General features: G+C 66.1%; 16 protein-coding genes. 7 read left to right on the top strand and 9 right to left on the bottom strand.

What is annotated here, in order from left to right; all coding sequences use genetic code 11:
- Positions 1 to 30: 30 nt before the first annotated feature.
- From V9K84_RS05925 to V9K84_RS05885, 9 genes are read right to left on the bottom strand one after another with little or no spacing between them, the layout of a single operon-like run.
- Complete coding sequence (locus V9K84_RS05925; protein ID WP_058541174.1) at positions 31 to 813, bottom strand: fumarylacetoacetate hydrolase family protein; 783 nt, start codon at positions 811 to 813, stop codon at positions 31 to 33.
- Positions 814 to 842: 29 nt separating this feature from the next.
- Positions 843 to 1,814 carry a nitronate monooxygenase gene (locus tag V9K84_RS05920; RefSeq protein ID WP_043861080.1) on the bottom strand — a complete coding sequence of 324 codons (972 nt, stop codon included), beginning with the start codon at positions 1,812 to 1,814 and terminating at the stop codon, positions 843 to 845.
- A 31-nt stretch (positions 1,815 to 1,845) separates the two neighbouring features.
- A complete protein-coding gene (hcaB, locus tag V9K84_RS05915) occupies positions 1,846 to 2,658 on the bottom strand; it encodes a 3-(cis-5,6-dihydroxycyclohexa-1,3-dien-1-yl)propanoate dehydrogenase (protein ID WP_088515454.1) in 813 nt (270 codons plus the stop codon).
- A gap of 10 nt (positions 2,659 to 2,668) precedes the next feature.
- Positions 2,669 to 3,199, bottom strand: a complete 531-nt coding sequence (locus V9K84_RS05910) for a 3-phenylpropionate/cinnamic acid dioxygenase subunit beta (protein ID WP_043861078.1) — start codon at positions 3,197 to 3,199, stop codon at positions 2,669 to 2,671.
- Between the two features lie 10 nt (positions 3,200 to 3,209).
- Entirely contained in the window at positions 3,210 to 4,559 is a 1,350-nt protein-coding gene (locus tag V9K84_RS05905; RefSeq protein ID WP_043861077.1) for an SRPBCC family protein, read from the bottom strand.
- A 38-nt stretch (positions 4,560 to 4,597) separates the two neighbouring features.
- Positions 4,598 to 4,951, bottom strand: a complete 354-nt coding sequence (locus V9K84_RS05900) for a non-heme iron oxygenase ferredoxin subunit (protein WP_043861076.1) — start codon at positions 4,949 to 4,951, stop codon at positions 4,598 to 4,600.
- Positions 4,948 to 5,799 (bottom strand): protocatechuate 3,4-dioxygenase, encoded by an 852-nt coding sequence (locus V9K84_RS05895; RefSeq protein WP_058541176.1) that lies wholly within the window; start codon positions 5,797 to 5,799, stop codon positions 4,948 to 4,950. The genes V9K84_RS05900 and V9K84_RS05895 overlap by 4 nt, the downstream gene beginning before the upstream one ends.
- A 4-nt stretch (positions 5,800 to 5,803) precedes the next feature.
- The gene (locus V9K84_RS05890; RefSeq protein ID WP_043861074.1) at positions 5,804 to 6,100 is read right to left on the bottom strand and encodes an extradiol ring-cleavage dioxygenase; all 297 of its coding nucleotides are present in this window, start codon (positions 6,098 to 6,100) and stop codon (positions 5,804 to 5,806) included.
- A 6-nt stretch (positions 6,101 to 6,106) separates the two neighbouring features.
- Positions 6,107 to 6,922 carry an alpha/beta hydrolase gene (locus V9K84_RS05885; RefSeq protein ID WP_088515455.1) on the bottom strand — a complete coding sequence of 272 codons (816 nt, stop codon included), beginning with the start codon at positions 6,920 to 6,922 and terminating at the stop codon, positions 6,107 to 6,109.
- A 294-nt stretch (positions 6,923 to 7,216) separates the two neighbouring features.
- On the opposite strand from V9K84_RS05885, the gene V9K84_RS05880 reads away from it, so the two are divergent.
- The 7 genes from V9K84_RS05880 (at position 7,217) to V9K84_RS05850 (ending at position 15,584) form a co-directional block, all read left to right on the top strand.
- Positions 7,217 to 7,798 carry a TetR/AcrR family transcriptional regulator gene (locus V9K84_RS05880; protein WP_043861072.1) on the top strand — a complete coding sequence of 194 codons (582 nt, stop codon included), beginning with the start codon at positions 7,217 to 7,219 and terminating at the stop codon, positions 7,796 to 7,798.
- A gap of 447 nt (positions 7,799 to 8,245) precedes the next feature.
- Positions 8,246 to 9,283 carry a branched-chain amino acid ABC transporter permease gene (locus V9K84_RS05875; RefSeq protein ID WP_043861071.1) on the top strand — a complete coding sequence of 346 codons (1,038 nt, stop codon included), beginning with the start codon at positions 8,246 to 8,248 and terminating at the stop codon, positions 9,281 to 9,283.
- Entirely contained in the window at positions 9,283 to 11,049 is a 1,767-nt protein-coding gene (locus V9K84_RS05870; protein ID WP_052504234.1) for a branched-chain amino acid ABC transporter ATP-binding protein/permease, read from the top strand. The genes V9K84_RS05875 and V9K84_RS05870 overlap by 1 nt, the downstream gene beginning before the upstream one ends.
- 5 nt (positions 11,050 to 11,054) lie before the next feature.
- Positions 11,055 to 11,813 (top strand): ABC transporter ATP-binding protein, encoded by a 759-nt coding sequence (locus V9K84_RS05865; RefSeq protein ID WP_229589366.1) that lies wholly within the window; start codon positions 11,055 to 11,057, stop codon positions 11,811 to 11,813.
- 48 nt (positions 11,814 to 11,861) lie between these two features.
- The gene (locus V9K84_RS05860; protein ID WP_043861069.1) at positions 11,862 to 12,998 is read left to right on the top strand and encodes an ABC transporter substrate-binding protein; all 1,137 of its coding nucleotides are present in this window, start codon (positions 11,862 to 11,864) and stop codon (positions 12,996 to 12,998) included.
- 32 nt (positions 12,999 to 13,030) lie between these two features.
- The gene (locus V9K84_RS05855; protein WP_054916110.1) at positions 13,031 to 14,311 is read left to right on the top strand and encodes an OprD family porin; all 1,281 of its coding nucleotides are present in this window, start codon (positions 13,031 to 13,033) and stop codon (positions 14,309 to 14,311) included.
- Positions 14,312 to 14,648: 337 nt separating this feature from the next.
- Positions 14,649 to 15,584, top strand: coding sequence for a transposase (locus V9K84_RS05850; protein ID WP_088513811.1), 936 nt, complete (start codon positions 14,649 to 14,651; stop codon positions 15,582 to 15,584).
- The last annotated feature ends 127 nt before the right edge of the window (positions 15,585 to 15,711 follow it).

Genomic DNA, 15,711 nt, shown 5'->3' with positions numbered 1-15,711 from the left:
GTCAGGCCGCCGGGTTCAAGCCGGCACGGCTCAGGTGAAGCGACAGCTCACTTCGCCCAGGCGGGTCAGGCGCAGGCGCAGGCTGTCGCCCGCCACCACCGGCACCATCGGCCCCAGCGCGCCGGACAGCAGCACGTCACCGGCCTGCAGCGGGCGCCCGGCCAGGGCCATGGTGCGCGCCAGCCACAGGCAGGCATCCAGCGGGTTGCCCATGCACGCGGCGCCCACGCCGATGGCGGCCTGGGCACCGTTCTTCTCCAGCAGCATGCCTTCCAGGGCCAGGTCCAGGCCGTGCAGGCTGACCGGGGTCTTGCCCAGCACGTAGAGGCCCGAGGAGGCGTTGTCGGCCACGGTGTCGACCAGGGTGATCTTCCAGTCCTCGATGGCCGAGTCGACGATCTCCAGCGCCGGCAGCACATGGTCGACCGCGCGCAGCAGCTCGCCCAGGGTGGTGTCGGGGTCGGGCAGGTCGCGCCCCAGCACGAAGGCGATCTCGCCCTCGGCCTTGGGCTGGATCAGCCGCGTGCTGTCGATGGCCTGGCCATCGTGGCATTCCATGTCGGCGAACAGCATGCCGAAGTCGGGCTGGTCGACGCCCAGTTGCTGCTGCACCGCCAGCGAGGTGAGGCCGACCTTGCGCCCGCTCAGGCGCCGGCCGGCGGCCAGCGCGGCCTGGGTGGCGAGTTCCTGCACGGCGTAGGCGTCGTGCAGCGACTGGATGTCGAAACGCTCGGAAATGCGCCCGCACGGGGTGCGGGTCGAGCGGGCCTGGGCCAGCGCTGCGGCGGCGGCCTGAAGGTTGGGGTGGGTCATGGGGTTGCTCCTGAACGGGTCCGGTTGGCTTACAACGCGCGCGCGCGACTCTGGCGATAGCCCTGGTGCAGTTCGTCGACCAGCTCGGCCACGCTGCAGGTGCGGGTGATCTGGCCCACGCCCTGCCCCGCCGACCACACGTGTTTCCACGCCTTGTTGGCGGTGGCGATGTCGCCGGAGAAGTCGATGCTGGGGCGGGTTTCGCTGCGCGGGTCGATGCCGGCCTTGTCCAGCGACGGCTGCATCCAGTTGGCCAGCACACCGCTGACCGCCTTGGTGGTGGTCACCTGGTCCAGCGAGCACTCCACCAGCATGTCGCGGTAGGCGTCCTCGACCAGGCTTTCGTGGGTGGCGATCAGGCGCGTGCCCACCAGCGAGAAGTCGCAGCCCAGCACCTGCGCGGCATGGATGTCGCGCCCGTTGGAGATCGCCCCGGCCAGGCCCAGCGGGCCGTCCCAGAACTCGCGCACTTCGGCGACGAAGGCGAACGGGTTGTAGTTGCCTGTATGCCCGCCGGCGCCGTTGCACACCAGCACCAGGCCATCGACGCCGGCGGCCACGGCCTTGCGTGCCAGGGCCGGGCTGATCACGTCGGCGATCACCACCCCGCCATAGGCGTGCACGGTGTCGAGCACGCGCTTGGGGCTGCCCAGGGCGGTGGAAACGATCGGCGGCTGGTAACGGCGCACCAGCTCAAGCTCGGCCTCGAAGCGGTCGTAGGTGCTGTGCACGATCATGTTGAGCATCCACGGCGCCCACTGCTCGCCACGCTGCTGCGCGGCGTCACGCTCGCCGACGATCTGTTCCAGCCATTGCTGCAGTTGCTCGACGGTGCGCGCATTGGGCGCCGGCAGGCTGCCGACGATGCCGGCCTGGCAGCTGGCGGCGAGCAGGCGCGGGCCCGACACCAGGAACATCGGCGCGGCCAGCACCGGCAGGTCGAGCCCGGCGAACAGGTTCAGGAGTTGCTGTTGCGGTGCACTCAGGCTTGTTGTTGTCATCACGCATCTCTCTTGTTCTGGTTATCAAGGCTCAGGCCTTGCGCGACCGCGTGGGGCCGGCGCTGCGAATCTCCCAGCCGCCATCGCTGTGGATGATGTTGGCGGTGGTCAACCCGGCATTCTCGCGCGAGGCCAGCAGCACGTAGTGCCCGGTGTGGTCCTCGGGCTCGGCAATCCGTTGCAGGGGCACAGCCTGCGCGACACCGGCCTCGAACCCGGGGATCTGGTTGAGCGGTACGCTGCGGCTGTTCAGGCCATCCAGGCTTTTCATCGGCGTGTTGGTCGCCCCCGGCGCCACGCCGTTGACCCGGATGTCCGGCGCCAGCTCGTAGGCCAGCTGGCGGATCATGCCCACCAGCGCATGCTTGGCGGTGACGTACAGAATGCCACCACCGCCGGCATAAAAGGCACTGTTGGACAAGGTAAAGATCATGCTGCCACGGGTTTGGCGCAGCGCCTCGATCGACGCCTGCGCGCCGAGCAGGTAGCCCTGCACGTTGGTGGCGAAGAGTTTCTGGAACGCACCCTCGAAATCCGGCGGGGCGATGCGGTCCAGGCGGGTGAAATAGTCGAACACCGCGGCGTTGCCGACGAAGGTGTCGAGCCTGCCGAACGCCTCCAGGGTGGCGGCCACGGCGCGCTGGTTATCCTGATAGCGCGCCACGTCGCCCTGCACGGTGATCACCGCATCGCCCAGCTCGGCAGCCAGCGCCGCCAGTTGCGCCGCGTCGCGGCCCATTACCGCGACCCTGGCGCCTTCGGCCACGTAGCGGCGCACGATGGCGCTGCCGATGCCGCCGGTACCGCCGGTGACCAGTGCCACCTGCCCTTTCAACCAAGCCATGTGCAGGCCCTCATAGGAACGTGTTGATGTTCTTGCACAGCAACATCGCGTTGGGGATCAGAATCTTGCGCTTGAGCAGCTTGAGGCCCTCGGCCTCCAGGCGCAGCACGTCCTCGCGCCGCCCGGCCAGCTGGGCGTGTTCATCCAGGCCGCGGCTGCGCACGTTGACGAAGCACGAGTACGCCAGGTACTCGCCCGGCTCGGCGCCGGCGTACACCTCGATGTTGCTGACCAGGTGCACGTTGCGCGTGGGCGGGTTCTCGGCCCAGGCCGAGGGCTGCTTGAAGCGCGCCACGCGGCGCTTGAGCTCGCGCATGCCGTCATCGAAGAAGGCCATGTGCTCCAGGCGGTAGGGCCCGGACTTGTCTTCGCGGCGACGGTTCTCGATGCCGGGCATCCAGTAGTGGATGGCTTCGCTCAGGCTCAGCAGCCATTGGTCCCAGCACTCGTTGTCGAGCAGGCGCGCCTCGCGCAGCAGAAACTGTTCGACCCGGCGGGCCTCGTCGATGGACACCGGGGTGTCCTGCAGTTGGTGTGTCATCTCGCCCCCCTCAGCGCAGCGTGCCGTTGCGGTCTGGTACGTCGGCCCAGGTCGGTGCCTGCAGCAGGTCTTTCCAGCGCTGGTAGAACGCCCGCGCGTTGCATTCGTTGAGCTGGCCCTTGAACACGTTGCCCGGCAGCTCGCTGTCGTCCAGGCGGGTGTGCATGCCCAGGCCCACGTACAAGTCCTGGTAGCGCGTGACCACGCCCCGGCTGGTCTTGGTGCAGTACTCCCAGTTCTCGCCGTCGTCCATCTCGAACACGCCGGTGGGCGAGAAGGTCATCATCGCGCCACGGCGCCATTTGTCCTTGATGTCCTGCGGGGCGTTCTTGTTGACGATGACCCAGGTGAACAGCTCGATCTTGTGCGGGCCACGCGGCTGCCAGATGCGCACGGTGTTCTGCCCCGGCAGGAACGAGAAGTTGGGGAACACGGTGAACGAGGAGATCGCGCCGATCAGCTTCGAGCGGAACTCGCCCAGGCGCTCGGCGACCTTGGGGCGCAGCACATGCAGGTACTTGTTGATGTCCTTTTCGCCCAGGGTGGCGGCGTTGCCGACCACGTCGGTGGCGAACTCGTAGCCGTGGCCGTTCCAGTTCACCGAGTAGGATTCGGGCAGTTCGCCGACATTGGCCACCGGGCCGCCGAGCATGGCCTTGGCCGCCGAGTCGTGGGTCCAGCCGCCGTGCAGGATGTCGCCGACGAAGTTTTCGGCGGCGATCTTCCAGTTGCACTCGATGGTGGAGCGGATGCAGCCGCCCAGGAACTCGCTGCCGCCCTCGTCCATGTCGAGCATCACGTCCATGTACCAGGTCATCGGCCCGAGGTACTCCTCCAGAGTCGGCGCATCGCTGGCAAAGGTGGCGAACACCAGGCCCTTGTAGCTGGCCACGCGGGCTTCGCGCAGGCCATGCCTGGACTTGTCGAACTGGCTTTCTTCGTAGCACTTGGATTCGTGCATGCCCATCAGGCGCCCGCCATCGGCGCCGAACGACCAGCCGTGGTAGTTGCAGATGAAGCCGCGGGCGTTGCCGGCCTCGGCAAAGCACACCTTGTTGCCGCGGTGCGGGCAGGCATTGAGGAACACCTTGATCGAGGCGTCCTTCTGGCGTACCACCAGCACTTCGTCTTCACCCATCGAGGTGGTCAGGTAGTCGCCGGACCTGGGCAGCTGGGATTCGTGGGCGACGAACAGCCAGCAGCGCGCGAAGATCTTCTCCAGCTCCTGCTCGTAGATCGCCTCGTCCCAGAACACCTTGCCCGACAGGCGCCCCTCCTGCATGTCACAGAGGCGGTCGAGGTTGCCCAGGGCGGGCGTGCTTTCGAGGGTTCTGAGCGGTATGTGCTTGTTGTTATCCATGGTTCAGACTCACAGGTATGCGGTTGGACGGCGCCCGGTCAGACCGGGCTGTCGGCGTCGGCCAGCGCCTCGTCGGCTTCCAGGGCCGTGTCGGCATACACCTCGCGGTCGGTGACGATGACCTTGTAGGTGCGCAGGTGCCGTTCGCAGGGGAAGGTCACGGCCTTGCCGCTGGGGATATGGAACTGGCCCCAGTGCACCGGGCAGGTGATCAGGTCGTCTTCCATGTCGCCTTCGGCCAGCGAGGCGGTGGCGTGGGTGCACATGTCGGTGGTGGCGTAGAAGGTGCCGCCCAGGTTGTAGACGCACAGGGCATCGCCATCGCCGTTGGCGACCTTCTTCAGTTCGCCCGGCGCCAGCTCGTCACGCTGGCAAAGCAGTACGCGGCTCATGCCGGCTCCTCGTTGTTGAGTTGCACAAAGCCCAGGCCGGTGACCCAGGCGGGCACGGCTTCATAGGCGATCACTTCACCGCGCGGACGCTCCAGGGCGGCCATGGCGCAGGCGAAGTTGCGGATTTCCATCGCGCCGTTGCCGGCCCGACGCAGGATGTCTTCGTCGCGGTAGGCGCACAGTGCCTGCAGGTCGCCGTTGACCCCGTGGGCAAGGATTTCGCGGTCGAAGTCCTCGGCCACCTGGCCCATCTCGACGGTGCCTACCCAGTGGCTGATGCCGCCGCTGCCGATGATCACCACGCGCTCGTCGGCGTCGAATGCCTCGACTGCCGCGCGCAGTTGCCGGCCCAGGTCGGCCGAGCGCTCCAGCGAGATGTACGGGTCGACGCCGCACGCCAGGTACACCGGGATGCTCGGCAGCTCACGGCCCAGCAGGGCCTCGGCCGGCTTGACCACCAGCTGGTGCGGGATCGAGAACGAATGGTCGACGGTGAAGCTGCGCGCCACGGTCCAGTCCACGCCCTGCCCTTCACCGTGATGGACGATGTGCTCGGCCAGCGCCTGGTGGTTGCGCACCACGCCCCGGTCCAGGCCCGGCAGGCGGTCGATGGGGCCGTCCACGTCGCCGGTGCCGATCACGTAGCGCGGCAGGCAATGGGGGCCGAACAGGATGTAGTGATCGCAGCCGACGATGATCACCGCCGTGGGCTGCAAGGCGGCCAGGCGCTCGGCGCATTGGGCATAGGCGCCCCATACGGCATCGCGTTGTGCGGCCGGTGGCGCATCGGGCGCCACGAACATCACCGGGTCATGCGGCATCCAGAAGCCGCCCACTATCTTGCCCATCGGTTCACCCCTTGAGCGCGGCGGAAAACCCCGCGCCTTGTTCATCGGTACAGCCCAGGCGCTGCTTGTAGACGCGCATGCTGCGTTGCGGCGAAAGCTCCTGCCAGAAGCCCATGGTCAGCATCGGGTTGACCCCGGCCGCCTGCAGGCCGGCCACGTCGAAGTCGAGGATCATCTGCGCCTCGTCGGGGGCCAGGGCAAAGCGCTGCACGAAGCCTGCGGCGTCTTCACGAAAGCGCTGCTTGGCCGCGCGCTCCACGCACAGCTGCCACAGCACCCGCTCCATCACGTTTCTGCTCATGCCGGACTACTCGCCGAGAAAGTCGCGAACCAGCGCGGCAAAGCGCCGTGGCTGCTCGCTCTGGACCCAGTGACCGCAGCGCCCGAACAGGTGCAGGTCGGCGTCGGCAATGCTGTTGGCGATCAGCAGCCCGCACTCCGGCGGCACCACACAGTCTTCGCGACCGTGTACCACCAGCGTCGGCGCCACGATCTTGGCCAGCGCGGCGGCGGGGAAGCCCTTGACCATCGTCTGGCCTTCGGCGGCGGGCTGCGGGATCAGCTTGCGCAAGGCGGCCTGGGCACCGGGCCGGGCACTGGCCTCGTAGCGGGCCTGCACCATGGCGTCGGTGATCAGCGCCTTGTCGTAGGGGAACAGCTCCATCAGCTGGCGCATGTTGGCCAGCGACGGCTCGTATTCCCAGGCACCGCGCAGGCCGGGGGTCTGCACGAACTCGCCGGCCGGGGTGCCGAGCAGCACCAGCTTGTTGACGCGCTCGGGGGCGAACACCGCCAGGCCGATGGCCAGGGCGCCGCCGAACGAGTTGCCGATGAAGGAGGCCTTCTGGATATCCAGGGCATCCATGATGCCGATCAGGTGGCTGACCCACAGCTTGATGTCGTACCGGGCGTCATCCTTGAACTCGGTGAAACCGAAGCCGGCGATGTCCGGCACGATCACCCGCCAGCGGTCGGCGAACACCGGCACGCTGGCGGCCCAGTTGGCCCAACCCGAAACACCCGGGCCCGAGCCGTGCAGCAGGAACAGCGGCTCGCCCTGGCCGGCCTCGTGGTAGTGGGTGTGGTGCCCTGCTGCGAGCAGAGTCTTTGCAGTTGCGCTCATGTCGGCCTCCGGTTTTTATTCTTAACATACAGTTGTGTATCTGCATGCTATTTACCGCTTTGACCTGAGTCAATGAAAAAACATGACTATTTTCAAATAATGAGCAGCCATACCTACACCTATGTACTGTCATGTATGGCAGGATGCGGACACCCGGCACTGGCCTTGTGGCCAATGCCGGCAATAGCTTCGCCGTTGCGGCGGGCGTTAGAATGACGGTTTGCTGCCAAGGCCAAGCGTCGAACCCTGCGCTGCCCTGGCGCTTATCCAGCTTGTTGGACAAGGCCCTACACAATGTCATCACGCACCAACCTCACGCGGGAAGATTGGATTCATGCGGCACAGGAAGTGCTTGTCACCAGCGGCGTCGACGCCGTGCGCGTCGACACCCTGGCCAAGGAACTGAAGATCACCCGTGGCAGTTTCTACTACCACTTCAAAAGCCGCGGCGAACTGCTCGAAGGCATCCTGGGCAACTGGCGCGCACGCGCCACCGAGGATGTGATCCTCAACCTGCGCACGGCCCACAGCTCGCCGCTGCAGCAGTTGCAGCGCCTGCTGGAGCTGCCTTCCCACGGCCAGACCGCCAAGGACGCCGCCTCGATCGAACTGGGCATCCGCGGCTGGGCGCGGCGCGACAAGCAGGCACGCCAGGCCATCGACGAGGTGGACAGCCATCGCCTGAACTACATCGAGGGGCTGCTGATTCAGGCCGGCGTGCCCAGCGACGAAGCCCAGGACCGCGCCTACCTGATCTACGCCTACCAGATCAGCCTGTCGCTGCTGCACAGCGAAGACACCCCGCAACAACGCCTGGCGCGCAGCCAGCGCATGGCCGGCATCCTCCTCCCCGCGTGCAGCCACGCCCCGGCCTGAGCGCCTGTGCCGACCCGCTCGGCACATTGCAAATACACAAATGTATCTTTGTATATCCAATACCCGCCATCCAGCGGGTATTGGCACGCTCGTCTTGAAAAATATTTATTCAATAAATTCAAATAGATAATCGAATAAATCGGCGAATGCAGGCGCGCCGCTGCGGCGCCTGTTGACAAGCCGCCCACCTTCCCGCGTAGTCTATACATACACATGCACATGTGTATTTAAACGCCTTGCATGTTGCCCTGCCCCGGGCAGGGGCGCACCACAATAAGAATAGAAAACGAGTACTTCACTATGCACGCGCCTGCACGCTCTCGCCGGGTCCCGCCCTGCGCGCCCGACCCGTCACGCCCCCGGTACGGCACCGCCGCACCGACGCCGACCGCCCTCTGCGACCGGCATCCCACCTCCCCCTTGCCCACTGCTCGCTGAGGCCTGCCCATGGATTTCTCGATACTGGCGTTTCTTGCCCAGGACGGCCTGACCACGGGCGCGATCTACGCACTGGTGGCGCTGGCCCTGGTGCTGGTGTTCTCGGTGACGCGCACCATCCTGGTGTGCCAGGGCGACTTCGTCACCTACAGCGCCCTGACCCTGGCCACCCTGCAGCTGGGCCTGATGCCCGGCACCGTGTGGCTGCTGCTGGGCTGCTCGCTGGCCGCCTGCGCACTGGACTGCACCGACGCCGCACGGCGCCGTCAATGGCGCCGGCTGCCGGGCCTGCTGGCGCGCTACCTGAGCCTGCCGCTGCTGTTGTGGGCGGTGCTGGGCAACCTCGACCTGGCGAGCCTGCCGGCGCTGCTGCAGATTCTGCTGACCCTGGCCCTGGTCACGCCGCTGGGGCCGTTGCTGTACCGCCTGGTGTACCAGCGGGTGGCCGAGACCTCGGTGCTGTTGCTGTTGATCGTGTCGGTGGCGGTGCATATCGCGCTGGTGGGCGTGAGCCTGCTGATGTTCGGCGCCGAGGGCGTGCGCACCGAAGCCCTGGCCGAGTCGGTATTCATGCTCGGCGAGCTGCCGGTGGGCCTGCAGAGCCTGCTGGTGATCGGCAGCGCGCTGCTGCTGATCGGCCTGCTGTATGCCTTCTTCGGCCACAGCCTGTACGGCAAGGCGCTGCGTGCCACTGCGCTCAACCGTACCGGCGCGCAGCTGGTGGGCATCCCCACCCAGTTGGCCGGCAAGGCCGCGTTCGGCCTGGCCGCGCTGATCGGCGCGATCTCCGGGGTACTGATCGGCCCGCTGACCACGCTGTATTACGACTCGGGCTTTCTGATCAGCCTCAAGGGCTTTGTGGCGGCGATCTTCGGCGGCCTGGCCAGTTACCCGATAGCCGCGGCCAGTGCGTTCTTCGTCGGCGTGCTGGAGAGCTTCGCCAACTTCGGCGCCTCGGCCTACAAGGAGGTCATCGTGTTCACCGTGGTGATCCCGGTGCTGCTGTGGCTGTCGCTGAAAAACCCGCACCTGGAGGAGCAACACTGATGGCCCTGCGACTGATCCCCCTGTTGGCCCTGCTGCTGGTGGCGGGCCTGGCGCCGCTGGTGCTGCCCGCGTTTCACGTGACCCTGCTCAACTACATCGGCCTGTACAGCCTGGTGGCCCTGGGCCTGGTGCTGCTGACCGGCATCGGCGGCATGACCTCGTTCGGCCAGGCCGCATTCGTGGGCATTGGCGCCTACGCCAGCGCGGTGCTCACCACCCAGTACGGCCTGTCGCCGTGGCTGGGCCTGCTGGCGGGGCTGGCGATCACCCTGGTGGTGGCCACCAGCCTGGGCCTGCTGACCCTGCGCCTGGCCGGGCACTACCTGCCCATCGGCACCCTGGCCTGGGGCCTGGCGCTGTTCTACCTGTTCGGCAACCTGCCGGGCCTGGGCGGCTTCGGCGGCCTGCAGAACCTGCCGAACATCGAGCTGCTGGGCTGGCAAATCAGCGGCTCGGCCGATTTCGCCGTGCTGATCGGGTTGTTGCTGGCGGCCAGCCTGTGGCTGCTCGACAACCTGCTGCACAGCCGCCAGGGCCGTGCCATCCGCACCCTCAAGGAATCGGCCGGGATGGCCGAGGCGATGGGCATCGATACCGCACGCAGCCGCCTGCAGGTGTTCATCATCGCCGCCCTGCTCGCGGCCCTGTCGGGCTGGCTGTACGCGCACCTGCAGCGGGTGGTCAATCCCACGCCGTTCTCGGTGGTGATGGGCATCGAGTACCTGTTCATGATCGTGCTGGGCGGCGTCGCCAGCCTGTGGGGCGCGCTGCTGGGCGCAGCGTTGCTGACCCTGATCAAGCAGGTGCTGCAGGACGTGCTGCCGCAGCTGTTCGGGCATGCCGACAACGTCGAGATGATCTTCTTCGGCGTGCTGGTGATTCTGGTGCTGCAGTACGCCCGCGGCGGCCTGCTGCCGGTGCTGCGCAGTGTGCTGCCGGCCAGCCGCCCGCGCACCCTGGCGCTGGATGACGCGCCGGCCCTGCCCCGGCGCAGCATGCCGGCGGCCGGCAAGCCGCTGATGGTGGCCCAGGGGCTGCTCAAGCAGTTCGGCGGGCTGGTGGCCAACAAGAACATGGGCCTGTCGGTGAATGCCGCCGAGGTGACCGCGCTGATCGGCCCCAACGGCGCCGGCAAGTCGACCCTGTTCAACCTGTTGTCGGGGGTGCTGACGCCCAATGCCGGGCAGATCACCTTCAACGGCCAGCGCATCGAAGGCCTGTCGCCGCGCGCCATTGCCCACCTGGGCGTGAGCCGCACCTTCCAGCACGTGCGCCTGCTGGGCGAGATGAGCGTGCTGGAGAACGTCGCCCTCGGCGCCCATGCCCGGGGCAAGGCCGGGCTGCTGCGCTCGATGCTGCACCTGGAGCGCAAGGAAGAAGCCGCCCTGCTCGCCGAGGCCACGCGTCAGATCCAGCGGGTGGGCCTGGGCGAATACCTGCACACCCCGGCCGGCAGCCTGCCGCTGGGCCAGCAGCGCATCGTCGAGATCGCCCGCGCGCTGTGCAGCGACCCGTTGCTGTTGCTGCTCGACGAACCCGCCGCCGGCCTGCGCCATGGCGAGAAACAGGCGCTGGCGCAACTGCTCGAGCAGTTGCGTGGCGAGGGCCTGGGCGTGCTGCTGGTGGAGCACGACATGGAGTTCGTGATGGGCCTGGCCGACCACATCGTGGTGATGGAATTCGGCCAGCCCCTGGCCAGCGGCACCCCGCTGCAGATCCAGCAGAACCCTGCGGTGCTGGCCGCCTACCTCGGAGGTGTCGAATGAGTCGCCTGCTGGATGTGCGCAACCTGTCGATCAACCACGGCAAGGTCGAGGCGGTACGCAACCTCGACCTGCACCTGGAGGAAGGCCAGATCGTCAGCCTGATCGGCCCCAATGGCGCCGGCAAGACCACCCTGATGGCGGCGCTGATCGGCCTGCTGCCCTGCCAGGGCCAGGTGACCTACGCCGGCCAGGCGTTGCTGGGCCACCACGACGTGGCCCAGCGCATCGACCAGGGCATGGTGCTGGTGCCCGAGAGCCGCGAGCTGTTCGGCCTTATGAGCGTGGAGGACAACCTGCGCCTGGGCGCCTTCAGCCGCCACCGGCGCGGTTTTCGCGACCATCAGCAGACCCTCGACGAGGTGTTCGGGCTGTTCCCGCGCCTGCTCGAACGGCGCCAGCAGGCCGCCTGCACGCTCTCGGGCGGCGAGCGCCAGATGCTCGCCATCGGCCGCGCGCTGATGGCCAAACCGCGCCTGCTGATGCTCGACGAACCGAGCCTGGGCCTGGCGCCGCGGGTGATCGGCGAGATCTTCACCATCTTCGACACCCTGCGCCAGAGCGGCGTGTCGATCCTGCTGGTGGAGCAGAACGCCCGCGCTGCGCTGAAGATTTCCGACTACGGCTACGTGCTGGAGGTCGGCGAGATCGTGCTTGAAGGCGACGCCCAGGCGTTGGCCAGCAACCCCCGGGTGGTCGAAAGCTACCTGGGCCGCGCACCCGCGCCCACCGCCACCACGGAGGTGATCAGCGCTACCGGCACGTAGCGCCCCGCAGCACTTGCCACACCCATAAAAACAATATCAGGAGCTTGCATGAAACCTATTCTTCCCTTGCTGTTGCTGGCCACGCTGTCGACCGCTGCACAGGCCGACATGACCGTCGGCGTGATTCTCTCCACCACCGGCCCGGGGGCCTCGCTGGGCATCCCCGAGCGCAATACCGTGGCGCTGCTGCCCAGGGAGATTGCCGGGCAGGCCGTCAAATACGTGGTACTGGACGATGCCAGCGACAGTACCGCCGCGGCCAAGAACGCGCGCAAGCTGGTCAGCGAGCACAAGGTCGACCTGCTGATCGGCTCGACCACCGTGCCCACCTCGGCAGCAGTCGCGCAGATCGCCAAGGAGAGCCAGACCGCGCAGATCGCCCTGGCGCCGTTCAGCCCCGCCAGCGGCGAGCAGAGCTGGATCTTCACCATCGCCCAGACCAACACCCTGATGGCCCAGGCGCTGATCGAGCACATGCAGCAGAACGGTGTGAAGACCCTCGCCTACATCGGCTACAACGATGTGTGGGGCGAAGACTGGCACAAGGTGCTCAGCGAAATGGCGCCGGCGGCAGGCATCACGCTGGTGCGCGACGAGCGCTTCAACCGCACCGACTCGTCGGTCAGCGGCCAGGCGCTGAAGGTGATGAGCAGCAAGCCCGACGCGGTGCTGATCGGCGCCACCGGCACCCCGGCGGCGCTGCCGCATACCGAGCTGCGCCGGCTGGGCTACAAGGGCACCGTGTACCACACCCACGGCGCGGCCAACAGCGCGTTCCTGCGCATCGGCGACAAGGCGCTCAACGGTGCGATACTGCCGGTGGGCCCGGTGGTGGTGTGGGACAAGCTGCCCGCCAGCCACCCCTCCAAGGCCATCGCCAGCCAGTACGCGCAGGATTACCAGGCCAAGTACGGCGACAACAGCCTGTCGCCGTTCGGCGCCTACCTGTACGACGCCATGCTGCTGGTGCAGGCGGCCACCCCGGCGGCGCTCAAGGGTGCCGAGCCCGGCACCGCGCAATTTCGCCAGCAACTGCGCGACCAGCTGGAGCAGACCCGCGACGTGGTCGGCACCCATGGCGTGTACAACCTCAGCGCCACCGACCATTTCGGCCATGACCAGCGCGCGCGTGCACTGGTGAGCGTGCAGGACCAGCAATGGGTCCTGCTGCATGCCCCTGAATAAACCCCCACAACAATAATAAAAAAGGCAGATCCATGAGCACTCTGAAACGGGTCAACACCACCCTCGCCCTCGGCACCCTGTGCGGGCTCAGCCCGGCACTGCTGGCCCAGGGTTTCATCGAAGACAGCAAGGCCACCCTGACCGCGCGCAACTACTACTTCGACCGTGACTACAAGGGCGAATCGGCGCAGTCGGCGACACGCGAATGGGCCCAGGGTTTCATCCTGCGCTTCACTTCCGGCTACACCCCGGGCACCGTCGGCTTCGGCCTGGATGCCCAGGCCATGCTGGGCCTGAAACTGGACTCCAGCCCCGCGCGCACCGGCACCGGGCTGCTGCCGTTCGACCCCAGGGACCGCGACCCGCGCGACGATTATTCGGAGCTGGGCCTGACCGGCAAGGTCAAGGTCTCCAGGACCGAACTGCAGGCTGGCACCCTGGCACCGTTTTCGCCGATCCTGTTCGCCAGCCCCACGCGCCTGCTGCCGCAGACCTTTCGCGGGGTGCAGTTCAAGTCCCAGGACATCGACAACCTGACCCTCAGCGGCGGGCGCCTGGACCGCATGAACCAGCGCGATTCCACCAACTACCAGAAGATCACCGTCGCCGCGCCCAACCGGCGCTTCAATGGTGCAGCCGAGTCGGACAGCTTTACCTATGGCGGCGGCGACTATCAGTGGTCCGAGCAGCTGGTGCTCAAGTACTACCATGCGCAGCTGGAGGACATCTATCGCCAGGACTACGTCGGCTTCGTCGACAACCGTGCGGTGGCGAACGGGCGCCTGAAGACCGATGTGCGTTACCACATCAGCGGCGAGGACGGCCCGGCCAGGGCCGGCAAGGTCGACAACCGTACCTTCGGCGTGATGAGCACCTACAGCCTGGGCGCACACAGCCTGGGGCTGGGCTACATGCAATTGAGCGGCGATACGGCGATGCCGTACATCGCCGGGTCCGAGCCGATGGTGGTGAGCGAGGGCGCATTGAGCAGCGAGTTCCTCAACCCCAAGGAGCGTACCTGGCAGGTGCGCTATGACTACGACTTCGTCGCCCTGGGCGTACCGGGGCTCAAGGGCATGCTGCGTTACCTGGACGGCAGCCGCATCGAATTGCCGAATGCGCTGGGCGGCAGCGGGCGCAGCGAGAGCGAGAAGGACATCGAGTTGTCGTATGTGGTGCAGAGCGGCACGTTCAAGAACGTTGCATTGCGGTTGCGCCATGCGTGGTACCGCAATGACTTTGCCTCGACTGCGGCGTTCAGGGATGACAACGAGCTGCGGGTGAACGTGGATTACACCGTGGCGCTTTGGTAACGCGCTGGCATCGTGTGTAGATGAACAAACGCCCCGGCTTGCCGGGGCGTTTTGCATTCCAGGGTGGCCATGACAGTCCGATTGTCTTGCAGTGCCTGGTCAGGCCTCTCGCGGGTCAAGCCCGCTTGTGTCTTGAGGAGGGGTTAGAATCTGAAGTGAGAGCGGTGAATGGCAAGCTGATAGCCCGAGGTGCCCTGAGCACGCGTGGGAGCACAAGCTGCCATTCACCGTTCTACTTTGGCGAGAGCCCGAACAGTTGGATGAGGGCCAAATCTCGAATCACAAGCGTGGGCCAAGCCAAAGTACTCTCACACCTTGAGTCTAAGAGGGTTTGGCCATGTCTTCCTCTGTCGGTATCGATGTTTCCAGTGCCACGCTCGCCGTTCACATCCGCCCCGAGGATATTAGTTTCAATGTTTCCAATGACTTGAGTGGATTTAAGCAGCTCGTCGAAAAACTTGGCGAGTACCAGGTTTCAGCCATTTTGCTTGAAGCAACCGGCGGTTATGAATGCAGTGCCCTTCGGGCACTGCAAGGTGCTGGTTTCCCGGCCTTCCGAATCAACCCCAATCGCGCCCGGGATTTCGCCAAGTCCATGGGCAAGCGTGCCAAGACCGACCCTATCGATGCAGCTGTGCTTGCCCATTTCGCCGAGGTGCTGCCGCCTCAACGTTGCGTAGCGATGACCCCTGAGCGAGCTTTGCTACGTGAACTGCTGATCCAGCGGGATCGTTTCGTCCAGCAACGTGACGATGACAAGCGCCGACTGAAGCAAGCGCAAACGGCATGTGTTTTGGCGAGTCTGGAGCGCCATATCAACTATTTGAAGGCCGAGATCAAAGCGCTTGAGCAAGAAATTGCCAAGCAGGCGGAGGAACTGCATGACGACCGCGTAGCGCAGCTCATGCAGGTCAAAGGTATCGGCCTGGTCACAGCCGCCAAACTGGTGGCCTTGCTACCGGAACTGGGTCAGGTGAGTCGCCAGGAGATCGCGGCTCTAGTGGGTGTCGCGCCGTTTAACGAAGATAGTGGCAAACACTCTGGCAAACGTTCGATCTGGGGAGGGCGGACACGAATCAGGCGGGCGCTGTACATGGCGTGCTGGGTCGTCATCCGGCACAACAAGGACTTCACTGAGCGTTATACCGCTATGAGGGCCCAGGGAAAGCTAGCGAAGGTAGCGGTAGTGGCATGCATGAGAGTCCTGATCGTCCGTTTGAATGCGATGCTCAAGGCCGGTACGCCGTGGCAGGAGCAGATCGCTCAACCGTAGGAGCCAGCTTTGCTGGCGATGCCCGGCTACGCCGGGCCAGGGGCGCTAAGCACCCCATCGACGGCAGAGCCGGCTCCTACAAAAAGACAGTTGCTCCCACAGGGTCTTGCGGTGCGTCCAAAATGCT

Source organism: Pseudomonas sp. AE27, from assembly GCF_037113495.1.
GTDB lineage: Bacteria > Pseudomonadota > Gammaproteobacteria > Pseudomonadales > Pseudomonadaceae > Aquipseudomonas > Aquipseudomonas palmensis.
The sequence above is the reverse complement of the archived record's forward strand: the minus strand, read 5'-3'. Positions and strand labels throughout refer to the sequence as shown.

What these genes read in the sequence shown, in the direction of transcription:
- V9K84_RS05875 (WP_043861071.1), top strand. Translation starts at nt 8,246, where the DNA reads ATGGATTTCTCGATACTGGCGTTTCTTGCCCAGGACGGCCTGACCACG.
- hcaB (WP_088515454.1), bottom strand. Translation starts at nt 2,658, where the DNA reads ATGGCTTGGTTGAAAGGGCAGGTGGCACTGGTCACCGGCGGTACCGGC.
- V9K84_RS05850 (WP_088513811.1), top strand. Translation starts at nt 14,649, where the DNA reads ATGTCTTCCTCTGTCGGTATCGATGTTTCCAGTGCCACGCTCGCCGTT.
- V9K84_RS05855 (WP_054916110.1), top strand. Translation starts at nt 13,031, where the DNA reads ATGAGCACTCTGAAACGGGTCAACACCACCCTCGCCCTCGGCACCCTG.
- V9K84_RS05920 (WP_043861080.1), bottom strand. Translation starts at nt 1,814, where the DNA reads ATGACAACAACAAGCCTGAGTGCACCGCAACAGCAACTCCTGAACCTG.
- V9K84_RS05880 (WP_043861072.1), top strand. Translation starts at nt 7,217, where the DNA reads ATGTCATCACGCACCAACCTCACGCGGGAAGATTGGATTCATGCGGCA.
- V9K84_RS05900 (WP_043861076.1), bottom strand. Translation starts at nt 4,951, where the DNA reads ATGAGCCGCGTACTGCTTTGCCAGCGTGACGAGCTGGCGCCGGGCGAA.
- V9K84_RS05860 (WP_043861069.1), top strand. Translation starts at nt 11,862, where the DNA reads ATGAAACCTATTCTTCCCTTGCTGTTGCTGGCCACGCTGTCGACCGCT.
- V9K84_RS05905 (WP_043861077.1), bottom strand. Translation starts at nt 4,559, where the DNA reads ATGGATAACAACAAGCACATACCGCTCAGAACCCTCGAAAGCACGCCC.
- V9K84_RS05895 (WP_058541176.1), bottom strand. Translation starts at nt 5,799, where the DNA reads ATGGGCAAGATAGTGGGCGGCTTCTGGATGCCGCATGACCCGGTGATG.
- V9K84_RS05890 (WP_043861074.1), bottom strand. Translation starts at nt 6,100, where the DNA reads ATGAGCAGAAACGTGATGGAGCGGGTGCTGTGGCAGCTGTGCGTGGAG.
- V9K84_RS05910 (WP_043861078.1), bottom strand. Translation starts at nt 3,199, where the DNA reads ATGACACACCAACTGCAGGACACCCCGGTGTCCATCGACGAGGCCCGC.
- V9K84_RS05870 (WP_052504234.1), top strand. Translation starts at nt 9,283, where the DNA reads ATGGCCCTGCGACTGATCCCCCTGTTGGCCCTGCTGCTGGTGGCGGGC.
- V9K84_RS05925 (WP_058541174.1), bottom strand. Translation starts at nt 813, where the DNA reads ATGACCCACCCCAACCTTCAGGCCGCCGCCGCAGCGCTGGCCCAGGCC.
- V9K84_RS05885 (WP_088515455.1), bottom strand. Translation starts at nt 6,922, where the DNA reads ATGAGCGCAACTGCAAAGACTCTGCTCGCAGCAGGGCACCACACCCAC.